Below are 21,799 nucleotides of genomic sequence, written 5' to 3' on the forward strand. Positions count from 1 at the left end.
TAAAGATAGCACATTTTGGGACCAGCAAAAATCGATGCTAGCCCCAAACTTTATTGCTTAATGTTCATGGGCAAAACAATGTTATTTTTTTCCATAATGGCCCTGATTTTTGGCAATTGCTTGTCCAAAGCCTCATTCAATTTGGCCATGTGCATATCAAGCTCTTTTGAAAGTTCATCATAGACCTTATAAGCCGCATCCGTTGGTTTTGCATCACCGGTTTCGATACTTCGCTGAAGGGCATTGAGCCTATTATTTAACTTTATGGGAAAGTTCAGTGGATCCTGGCCCGATTGGTTTTTGGTTTGATACAAATCTTCTTCAATCTCGGTTAAAGTACCCAAAAAATCCTCGGACAACTTTTTAAATTGTCTACTGGAAATACCTTTGCCCAAACTATCCAATTGTTTTCTGATTTCCCGGATCTTAATGACCGCTTCATTGGCGATGGTTGCCTTTTCCGTAATTTTCGAAGCCAACTCAAACTGTTCTTGAAGATCGGCTGCAGTTACCCCTTTTAAGTTAGGGTCCATTGTGATGCTGAAAGGTGTAGTGGCCACTTCATCATCTCCCACTTTCATCCTGATTTTATAGGTGCCAAGTGGAGCAATGGGACCTCTATCTGCCTTGGCTCCCCAGATGATAATTCCATCAAATGTGGTAGGCCCAGGATACCGAAGGTTCCAAGTAAAGCTGTTCAAGCCTTTCGCCGTAGTGGGTTTGGTACTGTCACTGCCTCCCCACCATGAAGAGCCTCCTTCTTCCTCATATTTAGGTTGATTTCCTCCGAAGGAATCAATTAAATTATCATTGGCATCTAAAACTTCAAAGGTAATGGTGTCCACCTGCTCCTGAAGATGATACTGGAACGTGGCATCATAAATACCTCGAATGGCATCTGTGGGCTTAAAAAGTGTTTGCTTTTGGGTAAGCAATGCTTCAGAATATTCCCGGAAGGGTTGAATGTCGTCCAAAATCCAGAAACCTCTACCGTGTGAGCCCAACACCACATCGTTGTCCTTGATGACCAAATCCCGAATGGGTGTATCGGGCAAGTTCAATTGAAGGGATTGCCAGTCGTCTCCATCGTTGATGGAAAAATAGACCCCATGTTCCGTAGCCAAAAAGAGCAAACCTTCCCGTTCATGATCTTCGCGAATGGCACGGGCAAAATGCCCCGGGGCTATTCCATTGATGATCTTGGTCCATGTTTTACCGTAATCGTGTGTTTTGAAGACGTATGGCTCGCGGTCATCTACTTGATATCGGTTGGCAGCTACATACAAGGTGCCAGGATTATGAACAGACTCCTCAATAATGCTCACTCTTGAATATTTTGGAAGGTCTGCTGGGGTGATATCCTCCCAGTTTTCGCCTCCATCTAGGGTGATATGGATTTTTCCATCATCTGATCCCGCCCAAATGGTGTTAATATCATGATTGGATGGAGCCAACGCAAAAACTGTGGCATAAATCTCCGGTCCGTTCATGTCATTGGTGATCACCCCACCTGTTTTTCCTAAAGTTTCGGGGTCGGCATAGGTAAGGTCCGGACTGATTTTCTCCCACGTTTGTCCATCATTGGTGGTTTTCCAAATGTGCTGCGAACAGGTGTACATTACATTCGGGTCCTTTGGTGCAAACATGATGGGGAAAGTCCATTGCCAACGTTCTGGAAGGGCACTGGCGGGCTCCCCAGAAAAGAATCTCGGATACACTTGAATATCCCTGATCTGTCCATTGCTTCGGTCATATCTTGTGAGCAGTGCACCCTGACTTCCTGCATAGAAGATGTCTGGGTTGGTGGGGCTTTGTGTAATCCATCCACTTTCACCACCCCCTACAGCATAATACCAACCGTGGTTGGGCCCTCGGGCCTGCATAAAATCCCATCCTTCGCTGGGCATGGCCAAAGTGGAATTATCTTGCTGGGCACCCACTACATGATAGGGAACATCGCTTGTGGCCATTACATGATAAAATTGCGAGGTAGGGTAATCTTCCTCGGTCCAGGTTTTTCCTCCATTAATGCTCACTGTTCCACCGCCATCGTTGGAGCTTACCATTCTGTCTGGATTATTGGGATCAATCCACAGATCATGGTTGTCTCCATGTGGGACTTCAATTTCAATATCAAAGGTTTTGCCGCCATCGGTTGATTTATAGAAATCCACATTCAGCCCATAAACGATATCCTTATCCTTTGGGTCGGCATAAATACGGGAATAGTAAAAGGCCCGTTGTCTCAACTTACGTTCGTTGTTGGTTTGTTCCCAGGTCTTTCCAGCATCATCGGACCTAAAAACACCCCCTTCATTGGCTTCTACTACAGCCCAAACTCGGTTGGAATCTACTGGTGATACCGTAACCCCAATTTTTCCGATAGGCCCTTTGGGCATCCCGGGATTTTGGGTAAGGTCGGTCCAAGTTTCACCGCCATCTGTGGATTTCCACAGTTTACAATCGGGTCCACCGCCCCACATTTTCCATGCTTTACGGTACACTTGCCAAGTGCTCGCGTACAACACATTGGGGTTGTTTCGGTCAATGATTAAATCTGCAGCACCGGCTTTGGGACTGACGTACAATACTTTTTTCCAAGTTTTTCCACCATCGGTACTTTTGAAAACCCCGCGCTCTTCATTATCTCCATAGGGATGTCCTAGTGCAGCAACATATACAATATTCTCATTGGTTGGGTCCACACGAACCCTTGAAATGGCCTGGGTTTCTTCAAGTCCTAAATGAGTCCATGTTTTGCCGCCATCGGTAGTTTTGTAAACCCCATCGCCTTGGGTAATGCTTCCCCGTAATTGGGTCTCACCCATCCCGATGTAGACCACATCTGGATTGGTCTCGGCAACGGCGACGGCACCTACTGAGGAACTTGTGATTTGTCCATCAGTCACACAAGTCCAGTTGTTTCCGCCATCAATGGTTTTCCAGAGTCCACCTCCTGTGGCCCCAAAATAATATTCGTTGGGTCGGGAAGGGCTTCCGGCACAACCTAAAGATCGTCCCCCTCGATTGGGCCCGATGTTCCGCCATTCAAAACCGCTGTAAAAACTGGTATCGACAGCTACGGTATTTTGGGCATTTTGTATTTGGAAAAATAGAATTGAGAGAACACAGGTGAACAGTACCTGAATCCTCGTTGAGGTGGGTTGAAATTTCATCATGTAAAATTGAGTCGTTAGTCAAACCCCAATTTACTGAATCTTTTTGAATCGATTGTGCTTAAATTCCAGGGATGATCAAAGCGTAAGGAATCCTATGCCAAAAGAAAAAAGGCCAACGCGTATGGTTTCACATTGACCTTTTCAAGATAGTTTGCGAATTAGAAACTTAGGCCATCATTATTTTCCCAACGGGCAATGATGCCCCATCCGTAAAAGTAGTTGGTCAACCCTATTAAGATTTCATTTTCACCTTCTTGTAGCGGAATAGTAACGGTGGTGTTTTCAATGGTACACCTTCCGCGGGGTTCTTTCATGCCTGGGGAACCATAGTAGTTTTTGTCCACGTACAAAGGCTGCCCGTTGATAAAGACCCAAACCTCGTCACTAAAGCCAAAATTGAGTTTTTTCTGTTGAACCTTATCCGAACTAATAGTGGTTTTTAACCATGCCAGTTTGCGTTCGCCACTTTCGGTACTGCCATATTTTTTGGTAAGGTTTACCATGGCCCGGTGTTCGGCTTTTATGGGTTTCCAAACGGCCGTACTATCCAATAAAGTGGGATCAATGGCAACACCGGGACTCACAGAAATTTGTTTCATCAAGTCTTTTCCGAAAGGAAAATCAACAGGTTCAGTGATCCACCAGTTTCGTAAGTAGCGAGAATCGTTTGAGGTGGGGTCGTAGCCTGCGGAAGAAGGGATACCCTCAATAGCATTAGGCGTAACCACCATGTTGGCGTAAATAACATTGCCGGAAAGACCAATGCTGCCCGATTTTGTCAATCCCTCCAGAGCTGGCACCCATAAGGCTGCATTTTGCATATCGTTGACATAAGCCCTCAACTGATTTTCTGAAATAACCAGTTTAACATGGTTCCACCGGTTCTCATAAAGCTGTGTAGCCGCTTGATAGTCGTCGGTGAGGTCCCAAAGGTTAACTTTGTCCATAATGGCTGCATACTGCATGTTGGTTCTGCGAATAGGTTCCGATTTACCAAAATAACGGAGGTAGAAGGTTTCCGAATTTACGGTATCCTTGTCCACATGAAATGTGATTCCAGGAAATCCCTGTCCCTTGAGTTCAACATCAAACTCAATGGTGCCAGTGGCAAAATCAAAATCCATCAAAAGAATATACAAGGGATTGTCATCTTTACTTTTGACGGCTTTTACTGATTTGTAAGTGACGAATTCCACATTATCCGTTATGGGTGACCAATACTTTTCCGTAAATGGAAATTCGAGAGGTTTTTGTTGTTTTGAAGTTTGTGCGTAAGAAGTAAAGCCAAGAACAAGAAGCAAGATGCCCAATGTCAGTTTTTTTAATGATGTGTCCATTTTTTAATGATTTGAATTTTACAAGTACATTTGATTTCGGGTAAAAGTAAATGGTGCTACTATCCAAATCCCCACGGTTAGTTGTTCAATCTGGATTAATCCTGTTCAGAGTAGGTTGCCCAGTACATGCTTTTTAGATTTATGGAAAAATCGAAACGCCATATGATTGATAGTTTAGTAGCGCAAATTGAAGAGCGCTTGGGCTGGGGCAGTGGCTCGGATTGGAGCAATAAGGATTTTGAGGAATTGAACGATCTTATTTTTGATGGCACCAAGAAGCGATTGAGCGTTACCACCTTAAAAAGAATCTGGGGCAGGGCAGAGCTAGTGGCCAACCCAAGCTCAGCGACTTTGGATATTCTTTCGGAATACATTGGGTATAAAAATTGGCGCGAGTTTGTAGGCAATTCCCCTTCCAAAGCAACTTTAACTTCCGTGGGGGGTAAGATAAAAACCTTTCAACTACCTACCCTTATTTTAGTGTTAATGGGAATTGCGGTCTTGGCTACGATTTTTGGAGCCGTGACCACCCGAAAAAACGTTGATGCATCAGAATTTAAGTTTAAAAGCAGGCCTGTCAGTGACGAAATTCCCAATTCCGTGGTCTTTGAGTACGATGCCTCCGCAGCCGATGACCTTGCAAAAATTGAAATCCAACAAAGTTGGGATAAAACCAAACGGGTGGCCATCAATAGACTGGACAGTGTAGCGACCAGCATATATTATCGCCCAGGATTTTTTAAATCAAAATTGGTGGTGGATGGGACCATTGTAAAAGAGAATGATGTTTTTATACAAACCAAGGATTGGTTGGGGTTGATCGAACGGGATTCACTTCCAATTTATCTCAAGAAAGAGGAAATCCATCAGGGTCAACAACTTTCCATAACCCCAGAGGTTTTGGCTCAATATGGCATTGACTTAAAAACCACCAGTGTTGGTTTCAGCTTGTACCTTGTCAAGGATTTTGGTGAAATCTATACGGATGATTTTGAACTCTCCATGGAAGTCAAAAACACCTTAGAACAAGGCTTGAACGGTTGTCAAGAGGTTCAGCTTTATGTATTGTATGATGGTGGTGCCATTGGAATTCCGTTGGCTAAAAAAGGATGCTCTTCCAATTTGAATGTATTGGCTTTTGACGAGACCATAAGCGGCAAAAAGAACGATTTTTCTGATTTTGGGGTGGACTTTGCCAACTTTGTTGATCTTGAATTGGTTTCAAAAGAAGATACCCTGGAAGTTTTGATCAATGGAAAAGGGGTGCACCAAATGGCGGTTCCTGAAACTCCTTTCAAAATAAAAGGAATCACGCTCCATTTTGAAGGTTCTGGGGCCATACAAAATGTAGAGTTGAAAAGCTCAGCAAGTGTATTTTATACTTCAAGTGCGGACACTTTGTAACAGTTTACTTCAACGTAATTCCTCCAAAATTATCGAATAATCATGCTGAAGGTCTGCATGCAGCGCTGGTATTTTCTTTTCAATAAAACCCAACTGCCGGTGGTATAAATTTTTGAGCGTAGTATTTCGTTGTATGGATGGCCGAAACGACTTCAGTTTTTCACAGAAGTAGAGCAACAGTTCCACCTCAGTGGCCTTATTGCCCGAATAGCGAATGTACTTTTTAATCGTTCGAAGGATTTTCCGAACACTCTTTTTAATGTAGAAGTAACTGTTAATGTTGATGTCCCCGAACATTTCATCAATCTCTTCCTTTACGGTTTCAATATAGCCTTCCTCGCTATCGGATTCAAAAAGCAAATAGGTGAGGAGTTCCTTGTTTTCTTTTTTGAATCGCGCCAAGCGCAGACAGAGCTGCATCACTTCTTCTTGCGACTTGAATTGGAGTTCTTTTTTTAACTGGGCAACTGTGGCAGCTTTCATATTCTAACTTCTTAGGTATGATGCGCCATTCACATCAATGATGGTCCCAGAAGAGTAGGCCGCTCCATCCGATGCTAAAAATAAAATGGCGTGTGCCACTTCCTCAGGTTGGGCCATTCGCTTAAAAGGAGATTCACGAAGCAGGTTTTCACGTTCTTCAGGGGTAAGGGTTTTGGCTGCCATTTCCGTTTCGGTAAATCCAGGGGCCACGACTCCCACATAGATATTGTGCGGCGCCAATTTTTTGGCCAAAGACTGACTCATGGAATTGAGGGCAGCTTTGCTGGCTCCATACGCAGGTTTGGTGGGTTCACCTCGGAAAGCACCCCGAGAGGAAACATTTACAATATGTCCACCCCCTGTTTTCATCATGGTTTTGGCCGTCCAGTAACAAAGGTTGGCCGCTGCAAATAGGTTGGTCTCAAAGGTCTTTTCCCATGCCTCGGTCCAATGGTCAAAATCCACCGAATCAATCTCGTGAAAAATGGAAATCCCTGCATTGTTTACCAATACATCCAGATGGTCATAGGCTTTAACAAAGTCGTTAATCAAGGCTTGGGTTTCTTCTTTATGGGAAATGTCCCGTTTAAAAAGTTGATGTCCTTCTCCAGACAATTCTTTTAAAGTGAGTTCGGCAGCTTCATCATTGCTTCTGTAATTAAGGCCCACTTTGGCCCCTTTTTGTGCAAAAGCAATGGCGGCCGCCTTTCCAATGCCACGGGAAGCTCCTGTGATCAAAACATTTTTATTGGTAAAATCCATAATCCAAAATTGATTTTCAAAGATAATAGGAAAGTATCGTCTTGAATCCTAAATGGAATTGCATTACTTTTAAAATCTTCAAAAAACCAGAACAATGCGCAAACAATTTCTTTTACTACTCCTTGGAACAATATTTCAGTTCACTTTAGCACAAAAAAAGGAATTTTCCTATCTAGATATTTTTGATCTTCAATATGTTTCGGACCCTCAGATTTCTCCCAATGGCGATTGGGTGGTGTATCAAAGAATGGGTTTTGATATCATGAAAGATGGCTCTGCAGGCAACCTTTGGTTGATCAAAACTGATGGCAGTCAAAACCAAAAACTTACCAGCAGGGAAGTAAATGAAAACAATCCAAGATGGTCTCCAAGCGGAGACCGCATTGCCTTTACCAGTAGTACGGATGAAGGCTCTGAAATTTATATGTATTGGGTGGGCACCGGCAAGGTGGCCAGACTGACACAACTGCCGTTCAGTCCAAGTTCCTTGACGTGGTCAACAGACGGAAAGCAATTGGCTTTCTCGATGAATGTGCCACAAGCCCCACCTGTTATTGCCAAAATTCCAGCAAAACCCAAAGGCGCAAAATGGGAAGAAGCACCACGAATTACCGATCGTTTGTATCATGAAGCAGATGGGCGTGGATATATTACCCCCGGATTCAACCATATTTTTGTGGTTCCGGCAAATGGCGGAGCTCCACGTCAGGTTACTTCGGGAGATTGGCATCACCGAGGCACTTTGTCATGGGCCAAGGATGGCTCAAAAATCTATTTTTCGGCCAATAGGGTGGAGGATTGGGAATACCGTTTCAGAAACAGTGAGATTTATTCCGTGGAAGTGGAATCGGGAAACATTGAAGCCTTGACGGACCGCAATGGTCCCAATCAGGAACCGCAGGTTTCACCAGATGGGAAATATATTGCTTATGTAAGTTTTGAAGATAAGGTACAAACCTTTCAAACACGTCAATTACATATCATGAATGTGGATGGAAGCAATCAACATGTCATTTCTCAAGGGTTGGATAGATCAGTTTCAGACATTCAATGGAACTCTAAAAGCGATGGCGTGTATGTGTATTATGATGATAAAGGAAATGGGAAGGTTGGACTGATTTCCCTAGATGGAAAAGCCGCAAAACTCGTAGATAATGTGGGAGGCACTACTTTGGGCAGGCCATATTCTGGAGGTTCATACAGTGTTTCAAGCGATGGCAGTATTGCCTATACCCAAACGCGACCTGAATATCCGGCAGATTTGGCCATCCTAAAATCAAAATCCAAGAATCCAAACAGAATCACCAGTCTGAACAATGCACTGCTCAATTACAGGGATTTAGGCAAAGTAGAGGAGATTTGGTACAAATCTTCTGTGGATGGACGCGATATTCAGGGATGGGTCGTCTATCCGCCCAATTATGATCCGAACAAAAAATATCCCTTTATGGTAGAAAACCATGGAGGCCCCATAGCCAATTATGGTGACCGATTTTCCATTGAAATGCAGTTGTATGCATCGGCGGGATATATTGTCTTCTATCCAAATCCAAGGGGGAGTACCAGTTACGGTGAGGAGTTTGCCAACTTGCTGTACAACAATTACCCGGGAGAGGATTATAACGACGTAATGGATGGGGTGGATTTTTGCATCCAAAAAGGGATTGCCCATGAAGACCAACTTTTTGTGACCGGAGGTAGTGCTGGTGGAATTATGTCGGCTTGGATTATTGGAAAGAACAACCGTTTTGAGGCCGCCGTAGTAGCCAAACCTGTTATGAACTGGATCAGTAAAACCTTGACGGCGGACAATTATTTTTACTATGCCGAAAACCGATATCCAGGGCAACCTTGGGAAAATTTTGAAGGGTATTGGAAATTTTCACCCATTTCCCTCGTTGGTAATGTACAGACCCCAACCATGGTGATGGTGGGCATGAACGATTTGCGGACACCTCCCAGTGAGGCCAAACAGTTATATCATGCCCTAAAGCTTCGGAAAATTGAAACTGTTTTGGTTGAGATTCCCGGCGCGGGCCATGGTATCGCCAACAAACCAAGCAACCTAATGACCAAAGTGGCCCATACCATTGCTTGGTTCGATAAGTTTAGAACCGATAAAGAAAATGAATAAGAAGAAAAGACATTGGCTGTGGAATGTGCTCATTGTGCTCACGCTGATTGTCTGCTTGCTGGCCTTTGTTGCCCACTACAAAAACTGGTATAAAGTTGAAGAGGGAGAATTCAAGATTTTCTCTGGGATCTATCGACAAAGTATCCCCATAAAAGATATGGACAGTATCCTGTTTGTGGAGAAACTGCCAGAAATGGAACGCTCTTCCGGATTTTCTTGGTTGGCCAAGGAAAAAGGCGTGTTCAAGGATTCCATTCACCACACCAAGATCTATGTTTTTGTAGACGATTTACGACAACAAAAGATAAAACTGGTGCACCACGATACACTTAAAATATATTTTAATATGCAGGATAGTCTGGAGACCCAAAAAATATATGCTATTTTGCAATCCAAAATGCAAGACAACCTCGAAACGTCAAAGTAGTTTTTAGTAAAACTTCCTAGCCATGAAAATGAGTTTTTTCGGGATTTTGTTGTTGCCCTTGTCCCTTTTCGCACAGAATACAATTTTAGTACATGTCAAGAATGTAGATTCTGCAAGTGGACATGTAAAAGTGGCCGTTTACGATTCGGATGAAACTTTTTTGTCTTTTGATGGAGTCCTGAAAACAGGAACAGCCCCGGCCCATGAAGGTATAGTCACCATGCAAATAGTGGATATACCAATTGGGGAATATGCTTTGGCCGTATTCCATGACGAAAACGGAAATGGCAAATTGGATACCAATTGGCTGGGCATTCCAAAGGAAAAAGTAGCTTTTTCCCGGGCGAAGATGAAAACTTTTGGCCCGCCCAGATATAAAGAGTGTGCCTTTCGGGTAACCTCGGATTATGAGATCAGTATTAATCTTTAACCAAAACCAAAAATTATGGGAACTATATTTTTAACACAGCTTATGGGAGCCATTTACGGTTTGTTGGCCGTTATTTTTGGTGCTTTTGGTGCACATGCCTTAAAAAAGAAGTTGACCCCTGAACTGCTCCATAGTTTTGAGACAGGGGTCAAATATCAAATGTACCATGCCATTGTATTGTTGGTTCTGGGCTTTAACCTCGGTTTTGACCAACCTTTGGATTCGGCCATTGCCCATTGCTTTATTTTTGGGACACTTTTGTTTTCCTTTAGCATTTACGCTTTGTGCTTAAGTGCAGCCAAAGGGGAAAAACTTAAGTTCTTGGGACCCATTACTCCAATTGGAGGACTACTCTTGGTTGTTGGATGGGCCTTGTTGTTCTATTCGTTTATTGGTTCATTGCTCTGATCAAAGAATTTTTTAAGGAAGGGAAACGAACAAGTATCAACCACACCCACAGTTATCCTGTCCACAGGATTTGGAATCTTTCCTTTTACCGAAAATCAAGGATTTGGGTAAGACAAACTTCCAAACCAGATAACCTATGGCTACGGCTAAAGTGATATAGACCAGTATGTGCTGTGTCGTTTCCATTAGCTAAGGATTTGATAAGCAGCTAAAGCTACAAGGTACGCAAAAACACTCATAAATGCCAGTTGTAACATGGGCCATTTCCAAGAATTGGTCTCCCGTTTTACTATGGCCAAGGTGCTCATACATTGCATGGCAAAGGCATAAAACAGCATCAAAGAGATTCCAGAGGCGAGATTGAACAATGGTCTTCCAGAGGCATCCAATTCTGCGGCCATTCTATTTTTTATGGTCTCCTCCTCATCGCTGCCTACGCTGTAGATAGTGGCCAAAGTTCCCACAAAGACTTCTCGGGCTGCAAAAGAGGTGAGGACGGCAATGCCAATTTTCCAGTCGTAACCCAAGGGTCTTACCAAGGGCTCAAATGCTTTTCCGGCCTGTCCAATATAGGAATGTTCCAATTTATAACTGGCAATCTCTTGGGCCATTGCCCTTTCCGTTAAATCGCTAGTAATGGCCTGAATGGAATCTTGTACTTGTCTGGAGTTTATATCCCTGTTTTCTGATTCCGCGTCTTGTACATAAGAATTGACGTGGTTCTGAATATAATTTTTACTGTAGGTGGTCAAGCCTTGCTCCTCAATCCGTTCTGTAACAATGCGCTCTGCATTCCTGAAATCATCAGAATATCCGTTGGAGCCCAAAAACCAAAGTACAATGGAAATCGCCAAAATGATCTTACCCGCTCCGAACACAAAACTTTTGGTCTTTTCCAGAACAGTATAAGCCACATTCTTGATGAGTGGCAATCGGTAGGTGGGCATTTCCACCATAAAAAGAGACCGACTTTTAATCTTCAATATCTTATTGAGGACCATAGCCGAAAAAAGTGCCATTCCAAATCCAATGAGATACAAAAGCATCAAGGTCAATGCTTGATAACTCAACCCTAATAAAGAGCCTTCCGGGATAACAAGGGCAATCAAGATCAAATAAACGGGCAACCGTGCCGAGCATGTTGTAAAAGGTGTCACCAAAATGGTGATGAGCCTTTCCTTCCAATTTTCTATGGTTCTGGTGGCCATTATAGCAGGTATAGCACATGCATTTCCAGATATTAAGGGGACAACACTTTTTCCACTCAATCCAAAGGGACGCATCAATCTATCCATTAAAAATACCACCCGGCTCATGTATCCGGATTCTTCCAACAGCGAGATGAACAGGAACAAAAAGGCAATTTGAGGGATAAAGATCACAATGCCTCCGATACCGGCAAGGATTCCTTCGGCCAAAAGATCAGTGAAAACCCCAGGCGGCAATGTGCCCTTGATCCATTCACTGGCATTGGCAAACTGTTCATCAATAAAATCCATGGGATAGGAACTCCACTCAAAAATGGCCTGAAAAATAAGCAGTAGGATAGCGAAGAAAATCACATATCCAAATATTTTATGGGTAAGAATCTTGTCTATGGATGCACGTAGGCCTTTGGCGGCCATTATGTCAACCTTGTAGGTTTCCTTTAAGGTGTTGTTGATGAACTGATAGCGCAACACCGTTTCTTTATGCTGTAGTTTTTTAAGTTCTTCTTTGGATTTGGTGAAAAAGGAAGTGGCATCCTCAATCTGTTTTTTCTCTATGGGCATAAAGTTAACATCTTGGGTGATGACCAACCATAATTTGTAGAGATCTTCCTTTGGAAAGGTTTTTTGTAATCGGTCAAAATACTCAGGAGCGATTCTTGACGTATTTACGTTGGGGGCGGTGGACAGATTTTTGTAGTCAGCTATGAGTTCTTTGATACGATTTATGCCGACTTCTTTTCGGGTACTGACCAATGCAATTTTGGTATCGAGTTTTTGCTGCATGGCCTCAATATCTATGGAGATGCCCTTGCGCGACATACGATCGGACATATTGATGACCAAAATGGTGGGTATGCGAAGGTCTTTGATCTGCGTAAAAAGGAGGAGGTTCCTTTTTAGGTTTTCCACATCACTGATGACCACGGCAACATCAGGATAATCCTTATCATTTTTGTTCAGGAGCAATTCTACTACGACACTTTCGTCCAATGAGGTGGTATTGAGACTGTACGTGCCAGGAAGATCAAGAATATGGGCCTTAACCCCTCTGGGCAATTTGCAGATACCTTCCTTTTTTTCAACAGTAATACCGGGGTAATTGCCCACCTTTTGTTTTAGGCCGGTCAATTGATTGAAAACTGAGGTTTTTCCTGTATTGGGATTACCGACCAGGGCAACGTTTATGTTTTTACTCATAGGCTAGAGGTGTCTTCAACAATGTCCAGCTCAATAAGTTGCGCCAAAGATCGTCTAATGGCAATGTGACTTCCGCTTAAATTGATGTAAATGGGATCTTTTAGTGGGGCAATTTGAACCAGTTCAACGCTGTTGCCGGGCAAACAACCCAGTTCCAACAGTTTTATGGGAAGAACGTGTTCCGAAAAATCCTTTATGATTCCCTTTTGTCCGTATACCAAATCCGCTACCGTTGCCACTAAACTTATTTAGATTGAATTTAATTAAGGGCAAAAATAAGTAAAAAAGACAAAACAGAATCCTTAAAAGGTAAGAAAGGTTTGGTCTATTCCGTATAACTGTCCTTAAGGATTTTGAGGTCTTCCAACAATTTATTGATTTCTTCGGGATCGGTGCCATCGTAAAACCCCCTGATCCTTCGTTCTTTGTCCACCAAAATGAAATTCTCGGTATGGATCATGTCGTATGGACCACCGTCTCCATCGGTTTTAACGGCCAGATACGACTTTCTTGCCATTTCATAAATCTGTTTTTTATCACCCGTCACCAAGTTCCATTTGCTGTCGATGACCCCTTTTTCCAATGCATATTTTTTTAATTGAGGCACGGAATCTATTACTGGGGTAACTGAATGGGAGAGCAAAAGGACTTCATCGTCGTCTAAAATGGCATCTTGTACCTTTGCCATGTTTTTGGTCATAATAGGACATATGGTGGGGCAAGTGGTAAAGAAGAAATCGGCCACATAAATTTTGTCCTTATAATCGTCCTGCGTGATGGTTTTCCCGTTTTGGTTGGTGAATTTGAAATCCGCAATACGGTGATATTTCTTTTTATAGTGCAGCGTACTGTCCACCAAAGTGGGGTCTACCATGGAAGGCTGGTACACTGGAAGCATCTTTTTGGGTTGCAGGGCATTGTAGAACAAATAGATGATTACAGCTGATAAACACAGTAAGACAATTCCAAAAAGCTTGTATTTGGCAAAAAACGTTTTCACACTACAAAATTACGGTCACCGGGAAGATCCATCAAGCGAAAAACGAAGTTTTGTTGCCAAAACTTTCTTAAAACGCAGAAGCCTAGGTTTTGTGGTTTTTTTATGACTTTGTAAAAGTTTACTTTTGTGCGTTTTAACAAATGACTGCTGATGAGTCCCATATTGATACAGACTATACAATTCTTTTTAAGCCTATCCTTGCTCATTGTTCTGCACGAGCTGGGGCATTTTATTCCAGCAAAGATCTTTAAGACAAGGGTTGAAAAATTCTATTTGTTCTTTGATGTAAAATTTTCCCTTTTCAAAAAGAAAATAGGGGAGACCGTATATGGAATTGGATGGTTGCCTCTGGGAGGTTATGTAAAGATTTCCGGGATGATCGATGAGAGCATGGATACCGAACAGATGAAAGAAGAGCCCAAGCCTTGGGAATTCCGGAGCAAACCGGCCTGGCAACGACTGATCATTATGTTGGGAGGGGTAACCGTAAATTTTGTTCTGGCCGTTATCATTTATATCGGGATGGCCTATGCCTATGGTGATCAGTACATTCCCATGGACAGTTTGCGTGATGGTGTTTGGGTGACCGAAAAGGAAATTGGTGATGAGCTGGGCATACAGACAGGAGATAAGATACTGGCCGTTGATGGCAATGAAATTGAATCTTTCGACAATGTTTTTGTGGAACTCATCAATGGAAACAACATTACTATTGAACGTGATGGCCAACAAATTGAAAAGGAAATCCCAATTGATTTCATTGCCACCTTGCTGGAAGATGAGGATAAGATTCGATTTTTGAGCTTTAGGGTACCTTTTGTGGTAAACAAAATTCCCAAAAGCTCCCACAACAAAACAGCAGGATTTCAACGCAAGGATGAGTTTCTCTCCATAAACGGCACAGAGGCCATCTATAGGGATCAAGTGATGGACCTTTTGGAAGCAAATAAGGGTAATGACGTTGATGTGGTCGTAAAGCGTGAAGATGGATCCCGAGCCAATGTAATGGCCAAAGTGAATGATGAAGGAAAATTGGGCTTGGAAGTAGGGGGGTATACCATGCAAGACCTTCAAGAGGATGGTTTTTTTGAAATCAAGACCCAAAAATATTCCTTTATGGAGGCCATTCCCGCAGGGATAAATAAGGGAGTGACCACCTTGTCTAGCTACGTGAAGCAGCTTAAAAAGATTTTTAATCCGCAGACGGGAGCCTATAAAGGCGTTGGTGGTTTTGCCGCGATTGGAAGTATGTTTCCCGGTACTTGGAATTGGGCCGCTTTTTGGTCCACAACTGCGTTGATCTCCATTATTTTGGCCTTTATGAACATTTTGCCCATCCCTGCTTTGGATGGAGGACATGTGATGTTCTTGCTCTACGAAATGATCACCGGACGCAAACCAAGCGATAAGTTTTTGGAGTATGCCCAGATGATCGGGTTCTTTTTATTGATTGCGTTGTTGTTGTTTGCCAATGGCAACGATTTGTATAAATGGCTTTTTAAATAGAAAAGCGAATTTTTTGCTTGTAGTGTTTTAAAGAAACACATATATTTGCACCCGCTTAGGATAAAAATTCCTCCTTAGCTCAGTTGGTTAGAGCATCTGACTGTTAATCAGAGGGTCCTTGGTTCGAGCCCAAGAGGGGGAGCTTCAAAATCAAGCGGTTATGAAATTTCATAACCGCTTTTTCTTTTTGACGGCGTGCTTTCGGCGTGCTTTTTTGGCTGATTTAATTTTGAGAAAAGTATTCCAGTTTCCAAACTTTAAATTGTCAAGAAAACCAAAAAGCCTTAATATTGGTGTAAAATCATTCCTACCAATTAGCTGTCATGCAAGTAATCTGTGTCCAAGAGGAAGCTTTTTATGCCCTGTTCGAAAAGGTGATCGAACACATTGAATCCAATAGGCAGGACAAGACGGAGAAATGGATCGACGGGGAGGAGGCCATGTCCATCCTAAAGATAAAATCCACCACTACCCTTCAAAAATTGAGGGATGAGGGGAAGATTAGGTTCTCCCAACCCCAAAAGAAGATTATACTTTACGACAGGGACTCCATAACCGAATATATCGAGAAACATGCCAGAGAAACCTTTTAGACATGGAAAAAGACATCAAGATCGACACAAAGTTCAAACAGGCCTTTAATCTGGGATACCGCTTGGCCAAGGAACTGGACCTGAAATCCCACATATTCCAGAACCAAGAAAAGACCATGTCCTCAAACCCCATGCATTTGGGGATGCAACAATATATCGACGAAGCAAAACTTTCCAAGGGCAAACAACAGGAAAATTCAACCGACAAGAATCAAACGGATGTTTCCAAAAAGGGAAGAGACAAATCCCGAGGGGAAGATTTAAGTCTTTAAATGTATAGTGAAGCTATTTAATCCAATATCTGGAAAGAACGTTTAACGGCTATTTCAACATCCGAAAACAGCCCGGAGCTATAGGAAAGAATGCTTACGGCCTCATTGTCTTCGATCAGAAATTCGATTTCCGAGCCATGCTTTTGGTTGTAGAACCTGTTCTTCCCGATGTAGTGGTAATCCAGGCTGTCAACCTCACCGGTCCCATGATCTATCGACTCCCATAAGGTCCCCCTTTCGTCAAAGTCATAGGTTATCGTGCCCGTTCCCCATTGAAAGGTGCCTTCATACAGTACACGACGACCATTGGGTTCAACCCTCTTCGGAGCTTCCATGCCAAATATTTCATTGGCAATCTGTTCCGCTATCATCGGGGCATTGCTGGGTTCGGCATTGGTAAGTACCACTATGGACATATTCTCCTTTGGATAATGGAACACCGCCGCAAAATCGGTAAATGCCCCGCCAGTGTGCCCCATTTTAAAATGGCTGCCCGAAAACCCCATTCTTGTACCCAGACCATAGGGAATTTTCAACCCGTTGGACAATATGGTTTCCGATTGCATCAATTCATAGTTCATTTTAGATATGAGCTCTCCATTTTGCAAAGCTATCATAATGGCCAACAAATCTTTCCGCCGAGGCACAGATTCCCCCTTGTCCCTTCAACTGTTCAAAGATTTTTGAGCCATCCAGGTACCTGGCCATGGGATTGTCCATAAGAAACGTAAGGCTGTATCCATTGCTGAACTGTCCTGACGAGCAAAGCCCGAAATTTTTGAGCCCAAGTGGAACAGAAAAATAGTTGTGCAGGAACCCACCATAATCCATTTGGACAACCCTTTCAATAAGCAAGGATAGCAACAGATATCCTGGAGTGTTATTATAGGCCCAAACCTCATTGGGTGGGGAATTCATTCTTTGGGGGGTCAAATAGTCAAATATTTTTTCATTGCGTATATCAATCCCTTTGTATTGTCGCAAACTATCGGCAAGTTCGGTCATCAAGGTCAGCCCGGAAGTATGGTTGAGCAGGTTCTTGATCTTGATTTTTGAATACGATTTGGGAAGCTCAGGAAAATACTGGGTGATCGGATGTTCTATCGAGAGCCTGCCTTCTTCCTGTAACTTCAAAATTCCGATTGCGGTAATAAGTTTTGTTATGGATGCTATGGGAAAGATGGACTTTGGATGTATTTGTTCAACCTTGGTCGTGTCCGTAAATCCAAATCCTTTACGATAGACGATGCTGTCCTTTATCGATATCCCGACGGATGCCCCGGGAATGTCCTTGTCGAAAATCAAATGATCGACCATGGCATCTATTTTTACTATGTCGACCCTAGGCTCGATCAATTCCTGTACCGTGTCTCGTTTACAGCACAACAATGAAAACCAGATCAAAAAAAGAACAGCTAATTTTTTCATTCTTGCTTTCGGTACAGACCTCCCTTTTTTAACCCGTTCCAGAAATCGTTGTAGGCAATTACGTTACCGATATCATCCATCTGAAATACAATACGGTCCATAGGATGTGTTTCGTAACCAAATTCATTGTTGCCCAAGTAATAAAGTTTCTGGCCCTTGTAGTTGCTGTTTGTCCTTTTTCGGTATAGGTTGGGATCGTTTTCGTATTTCACGATAGACATCTTGCCCGGGCCATAAGTATAACTGTCCGTGGCTTGATAATCCCCCGTGAACCGGGACAGGTCTTCCATTTTGACTTCCATTTTCCTTAGATCCGGAAACGATTTGCCAAGGACTTCCAAAGCAACGTACCCTGCAATGTACAGTGCATCTGTGTTTGTATTGTCGGTGTTTACAAAAACAACAACACTGGTCCCTTTTTCAGGGAAGTACAGCAAAGCCGCCAATCCGGTCTTGTTGCCACCTGTGTGCCCCACCACGGGTTCTCCCTCAAACTTCCCTGTTCTCACTCCAATGCCATAGCCAGTTGAAATACCGTCCTTCAACCTCGTGGGAACACACATTTTGTGAAATGATTCCCGAGAGATGATGGTCCCGTCGGACCAGGAAAAAGGAAAACGGGCCAGTTCTTCAGCGGTTGAAGTGAGTCCACCATCACCTTTTATCCACGTCCAATGGGATCGAAAGTTGAATTTTGAACCTTCAAGTTCAAACACGGAGGTCAACTTTGGGTCCGTTATCCTATCCTTTATCAATTTGAAATTGAGTCCAGTAGGCATATTGATGATCCGGTCGAGTTCCGCTTCAAAGGTGTTGCCTGTCACCCTTTCAATGATCTCTGCCATCAGTACATACCCGGAATTGGAGTAGTTAAAATGGGTGGATGGCCCGAAGTCGAGGGAACGGTCCTGAAAAAAGGCATAATGATCCTTAAGGGTGGGGGCTATGCCCGATGCCCTATACACACTGTCAAGAACACTGGCATAGTCCTTTAATCCGGCCGTATGGTCGAGCAGTTGTTTGAGCTTGATCCTTTTTGCCTGTTCTTTATTGGGGAAGTCGGGCAAAAGTTTATCCAAGGAAGTTTCCAAGGACAGTTTGTTTTCCTCCACCAGTTTCATCACCATCGTTGCACAGAGCAACTTTGAAACGGATGCCAACAAGAAAATGTTATCGTGCGTTACCACCTTTGTTTTGGTAGAATCAATGAATCCAAACCCGTTGCTGTAAATGGTTTCACCCTGTTTTGCCACAGCTATCGACAAGCCCATTGTTTTGTACTGGTCGATGAAGGCATGTCCTATAGAATCGATCTTGCCCGTCAATGTATGCATGTATTCCGGGGTGTTATCTTTGCCACGATCTTTATCCGGTTGGCAGGTACAAAGGATGATCGTGATCAGGCAGATAGCCGTTGTTTTAAATGGGCCATTGGTCAACATTTTATTGCCCCCTATTGGTTTATTTATCGTAAGATACACCAAACTCAAATAATTCATGCTGTTGATCAATGCTTTACAAACACTGACCATGCAATGGCAGGGTATTGTCCGTCCGTAAGAAAATGTGGCGTACCATTTTTCCATAGGGTGGCCTTGGTTGCGTTTGCCCTTCCTGCTACATATACATCGCCATTGTCCACAAACACGGAAAATGCCTCGGAACTGCTGGAGCCACTACTTATAAGGTTTTCCGATGAAAAATGTACGGTATTGCTTTTCCACAGCTTTGCCTCCATATACGTTCCGGGAAGGTTTTCGTTCCCGGCCACATAGATGTCGCCACCATCCACAGATACCGCTCTTCCCACACCATTGTCCTGTTGGTTCAAAAAGGCTTGTCCCACACCATTTTTCCATAGCCTGGCCAAAAAATCTGTGCCAATTTCAGCCTGCCTGTACCCAGCGATATACACATCGCCATTATCCACAAATACCGAATAGGCCACACTAAAATCCGTACTTAGGGTTTCGGCCTGTATCGCTCCGTTCGGTGCCATTTCCCATAACTTGGCTTCGGGGTATGAAGTCCCCTCGTTTTCGGAACCGACCGGATAGTCTTTGTTTTCAGATCCTGCAACATAAACCTTATTGCCATCGACAAATACCGAAAAAGCCATTGCTGCATCTTGCCCATTGGTAAGTGGGTGTGGTTCACCATTTTTCCATAACATGGCAACAGATATATTTTCACTGTTTACCTCAAAGCCTGCTACATAAACATTACCATCATCCACAAAGACAGAATTCGCACTGGAAGGGGTCGAACCATCCGTAAGGTATTGTGGCGAACCGTTGACCCATAGCGTGGCCTTACTGTTCACTCCCGCGGTACTTTCCCGTCCCGCCACATATACATTCTCACCAGCTACAAAAACTGAAAGTGCGTAGGTGTCGTTCGGGATTTCCGAAAGGATTTGTGGTATTCCGTTTACCCACAGTTTTGCCACTTGGTTTGCCCCGTTGCCTTCATGGCCCGCAACATATACCGTTGCCGATGCGGATACCGGAACAGCACTTACTGTGGCGGTTAACCCCGAAACGTCCCCATTGGTGGTTTCTGCATCGATGGCAAAATAATAGGTGGTACCATTGGTCAGGTTATGGGCTTCATAGGATGTATCGTTTTCTTCATCCACTTTCACGAGTTCATCCGCAGAAGACCCCTGGTAAATGTTATAATGTGACAAGGTGGTCTCCGTATTGGCATTCCAAGATAGGGTGGCCCGTTCGTCCCCGGGCTCAGCCGACAGGCCTGTGGGCACGGTGGGCACCTGTGTCGGATCGGGTCCGTTGCCCTTGTCGTCACCGCTACAGCTTATCAGTAGGGACACTGTAAAAAACAAGGGGGTGCATTTTCGTGGAATCATCATTTTTTTTATTTTTTTATGTGAGTTTATATGGCCCTTCACAAACAAGGCTTCAATCGATGTCAGTCACACTGGTACTGTAGGTTGAAATTGACGGTGCCTGAATTGGAAGTTTGGGTAATGGTACTTATGTTACCGTCACCATCAAAAGCATAATCGAAGACAAACACACTTCCATTCCCATAATCGATACTTTTTATCAAATTTTGATTTTGGTACAGAGGGTAGTGACCGAACGTTAAATAATATTGTAGATTTAAAAAATCGCCTTGTTGCAGGTCGTGTTCCTCAAAGTATTCAAGCACGGTGGTATCGTTTCCATTGGTCTGTGAAACAAGGTTTCCGCCTTCCCACTCGTATAATACCACTACCGATGGTCCTCCCGATGGATCGGTCTGGACCGCTTGGCTTATGTAGGCCCCGTTGTACCCAAAGGCTTGGTTAATCCAATTCGTGCCTGCTTCATCCAGCTCTATGAGGATATCTGTCGGCAGTCCACTTTCATTTAACGAAATGATGGTCTTAGAGCTAAAGTTCCCTTGGACAATTTCGCTGGCAACAATGGTATTGCCGGTATGCACATAAGTGCGTTGTACGTCCCCATTGGCAAGGGACACGATTTTTCCTTCACCATCATAGGTGATGTTGGTCACTGTGCCGTTATCCCCAAGCATTGAAACAATTTTGCAGTTGGCTTCAGGGGCAGCACTTACCACACGGCTTTTTGCCGAGGCACCCCCATTGATGTTTTCGGCAGCGATGGCAAAATAATAGGGGGTACCGTTGGAAAGGTCTTTGGCTTCATAGGATGTATCACCTTCTTCATCCACTTTTTCAAGGTCATCCGCAGAAGTCCCCTGGTAAATGTTATAATGGGAGAGGTCTGTTTCGATGTTGGCCTCCCAGATGAGGACAATCCGTCCATTGCCAGGCTCTGCCGTGAGGCCGATGGGTACGCTGGGCACCTGTGTCGGACCATCGTCACTGCTGTTACAGGCCATCGCAAGCAGGGCCAATATAAAAAGTCCACCCCCTTTGGGGACGATCGTTGTTTTCATGGTATTCCAATTTTTACGGATAAGAGCATCTTGAGGTTTGACAGTTTCAAATTTCGTGAGCTCCTTGGACCGGCACAATACCATATATATGTGATTTTAGG

General features: G+C 43.6%; 20 protein-coding genes and 1 tRNA gene. 9 read left to right on the forward strand and 12 right to left on the reverse strand.

The genetic code is table 11. The features are described from left to right. Positions 1-50: 50 nt before the first annotated feature. Both FG28_RS07535 and FG28_RS07540 read right to left on the reverse strand, forming a co-directional pair. Positions 51-3,176, reverse strand: a complete 3,126-nt coding sequence (locus FG28_RS07535; RefSeq protein ID WP_036381481.1) for a glycosyl hydrolase — start codon at positions 3,174-3,176, stop codon at positions 51-53. Positions 3,177-3,337: 161 nt separating this feature from the next. After that, positions 3,338-4,516, reverse strand: a complete 1,179-nt coding sequence (locus FG28_RS07540; RefSeq protein ID WP_036381484.1) for a hypothetical protein — start codon at positions 4,514-4,516, stop codon at positions 3,338-3,340. Positions 4,517-4,678: 162 nt separating this feature from the next. Between FG28_RS07540 and FG28_RS07545 the strand changes: the two genes are divergently transcribed. Further along, a complete protein-coding gene (locus tag FG28_RS07545) occupies positions 4,679-5,920 on the forward strand; it encodes a hypothetical protein (RefSeq protein WP_036381487.1) in 1,242 nt (413 codons plus the stop codon). Between the two features lie 9 nt (positions 5,921-5,929). Here the strand turns inward: FG28_RS07545 and FG28_RS07550 are convergent, their stop codons facing one another. Next, entirely contained in the window at positions 5,930-6,403 is a 474-nt protein-coding gene (locus tag FG28_RS07550) for a hypothetical protein (RefSeq protein ID WP_036381489.1), read from the reverse strand. Positions 6,404-6,406: 3 nt separating this feature from the next. Then, positions 6,407-7,165 carry an SDR family NAD(P)-dependent oxidoreductase gene (locus tag FG28_RS07555; protein WP_036381492.1) on the reverse strand — a complete coding sequence of 253 codons (759 nt, stop codon included), beginning with the start codon at positions 7,163-7,165 and terminating at the stop codon, positions 6,407-6,409. A gap of 94 nt (positions 7,166-7,259) precedes the next feature. On the opposite strand from FG28_RS07555, the gene FG28_RS07560 reads away from it, so the two are divergent. Genes FG28_RS07560 through FG28_RS07575 form a run of 4 tightly spaced genes read left to right on the forward strand, consistent with a single transcriptional unit; the run spans position 7,260 to position 10,564 of the window. Continuing rightward, entirely contained in the window at positions 7,260-9,299 is a 2,040-nt protein-coding gene (locus FG28_RS07560) for a S9 family peptidase (protein ID WP_036381495.1), read from the forward strand. Then, on the forward strand, positions 9,292-9,726 hold the full coding sequence (locus FG28_RS07565) for a hypothetical protein (protein ID WP_036381498.1): 435 nt from the start codon (positions 9,292-9,294) through the stop codon (positions 9,724-9,726). Before FG28_RS07560 ends, FG28_RS07565 begins: the two co-directional genes overlap by 8 nt. Before the next feature lie 22 nt (positions 9,727-9,748). Then, entirely contained in the window at positions 9,749-10,156 is a 408-nt protein-coding gene (locus FG28_RS07570) for a DUF2141 domain-containing protein (protein WP_036381501.1), read from the forward strand. Positions 10,157-10,171: 15 nt separating this feature from the next. After that, the gene (locus FG28_RS07575; protein ID WP_036381504.1) at positions 10,172-10,564 is read left to right on the forward strand and encodes a DUF423 domain-containing protein; all 393 of its coding nucleotides are present in this window, start codon (positions 10,172-10,174) and stop codon (positions 10,562-10,564) included. 185 nt (positions 10,565-10,749) lie between these two features. Here the strand turns inward: FG28_RS07575 and feoB are convergent, their stop codons facing one another. The 3 genes from feoB to FG28_RS07590 form a co-directional block, all read right to left on the reverse strand. Next, on the reverse strand, positions 10,750-12,972 hold the full coding sequence (feoB, locus tag FG28_RS07580) for a ferrous iron transport protein B (protein WP_036381507.1): 2,223 nt from the start codon (positions 12,970-12,972) through the stop codon (positions 10,750-10,752). After that, on the reverse strand, positions 12,969-13,211 hold the full coding sequence (locus FG28_RS07585) for a FeoA domain-containing protein (RefSeq protein WP_036381510.1): 243 nt from the start codon (positions 13,209-13,211) through the stop codon (positions 12,969-12,971). Before FG28_RS07585 ends, feoB begins: the two co-directional genes overlap by 4 nt. 86 nt (positions 13,212-13,297) lie before the next feature. Then, positions 13,298-13,972 carry an SCO family protein gene (locus tag FG28_RS07590; protein ID WP_036381512.1) on the reverse strand — a complete coding sequence of 225 codons (675 nt, stop codon included), beginning with the start codon at positions 13,970-13,972 and terminating at the stop codon, positions 13,298-13,300. 150 nt (positions 13,973-14,122) lie between these two features. On the opposite strand from FG28_RS07590, the gene rseP reads away from it, so the two are divergent. The 4 genes from rseP to FG28_RS07610 all read left to right on the forward strand — a co-directional run bounded on the left by rseP (position 14,123) and on the right by FG28_RS07610 (position 16,343). Further along, positions 14,123-15,478 (forward strand): RIP metalloprotease RseP, encoded by a 1,356-nt coding sequence (gene rseP, locus FG28_RS07595; RefSeq protein ID WP_036381515.1) that lies wholly within the window; start codon positions 14,123-14,125, stop codon positions 15,476-15,478. Between the two features lie 68 nt (positions 15,479-15,546). After that, positions 15,547-15,620, forward strand: a tRNA-Asn gene (locus FG28_RS07600). 181 nt (positions 15,621-15,801) lie between these two features. Further along, positions 15,802-16,071 carry a helix-turn-helix domain-containing protein gene (locus tag FG28_RS07605; protein WP_036381517.1) on the forward strand — a complete coding sequence of 90 codons (270 nt, stop codon included), beginning with the start codon at positions 15,802-15,804 and terminating at the stop codon, positions 16,069-16,071. A gap of 2 nt (positions 16,072-16,073) precedes the next feature. Then, complete coding sequence (locus tag FG28_RS07610) at positions 16,074-16,343, forward strand: hypothetical protein (RefSeq protein ID WP_036381520.1); 270 nt, start codon at positions 16,074-16,076, stop codon at positions 16,341-16,343. Positions 16,344-16,360: 17 nt separating this feature from the next. Here FG28_RS07610 and FG28_RS07615 read toward each other — a convergent pair whose 3' ends face one another. Genes FG28_RS07615 through FG28_RS07635 form a run of 5 tightly spaced genes read right to left on the reverse strand, consistent with a single transcriptional unit; the run spans position 16,361 to position 21,698 of the window. Further along, entirely contained in the window at positions 16,361-16,960 is a 600-nt protein-coding gene (locus FG28_RS07615; RefSeq protein WP_156102222.1) for a hypothetical protein, read from the reverse strand. Then, positions 16,926-17,771 carry a serine hydrolase gene (locus FG28_RS07620; RefSeq protein ID WP_036381528.1) on the reverse strand — a complete coding sequence of 282 codons (846 nt, stop codon included), beginning with the start codon at positions 17,769-17,771 and terminating at the stop codon, positions 16,926-16,928. The genes FG28_RS07615 and FG28_RS07620 overlap by 35 nt, the downstream gene beginning before the upstream one ends. Beyond that, on the reverse strand, positions 17,768-19,357 hold the full coding sequence (locus tag FG28_RS07625) for a serine hydrolase (protein ID WP_081894252.1): 1,590 nt from the start codon (positions 19,355-19,357) through the stop codon (positions 17,768-17,770). Before FG28_RS07625 ends, FG28_RS07620 begins: the two co-directional genes overlap by 4 nt. Next, entirely contained in the window at positions 19,279-20,643 is a 1,365-nt protein-coding gene (locus FG28_RS07630) for a fibronectin type III domain-containing protein (RefSeq protein WP_156102223.1), read from the reverse strand. The genes FG28_RS07625 and FG28_RS07630 overlap by 79 nt, the downstream gene beginning before the upstream one ends. Positions 20,644-20,702: 59 nt before the next feature. Further along, positions 20,703-21,698: a hypothetical protein gene (locus tag FG28_RS07635; RefSeq protein WP_036381537.1), complete on the reverse strand. Its 996-nt coding sequence runs from the start codon at positions 21,696-21,698 to the stop codon at positions 20,703-20,705. Between the last annotated feature and the right edge of the window lie 101 nt (positions 21,699-21,799).

The sequence above is a fragment of the Muricauda sp. MAR_2010_75 genome, assembly GCF_000745185.1.
Taxonomy (GTDB): domain Bacteria; phylum Bacteroidota; class Bacteroidia; order Flavobacteriales; family Flavobacteriaceae; genus Flagellimonas.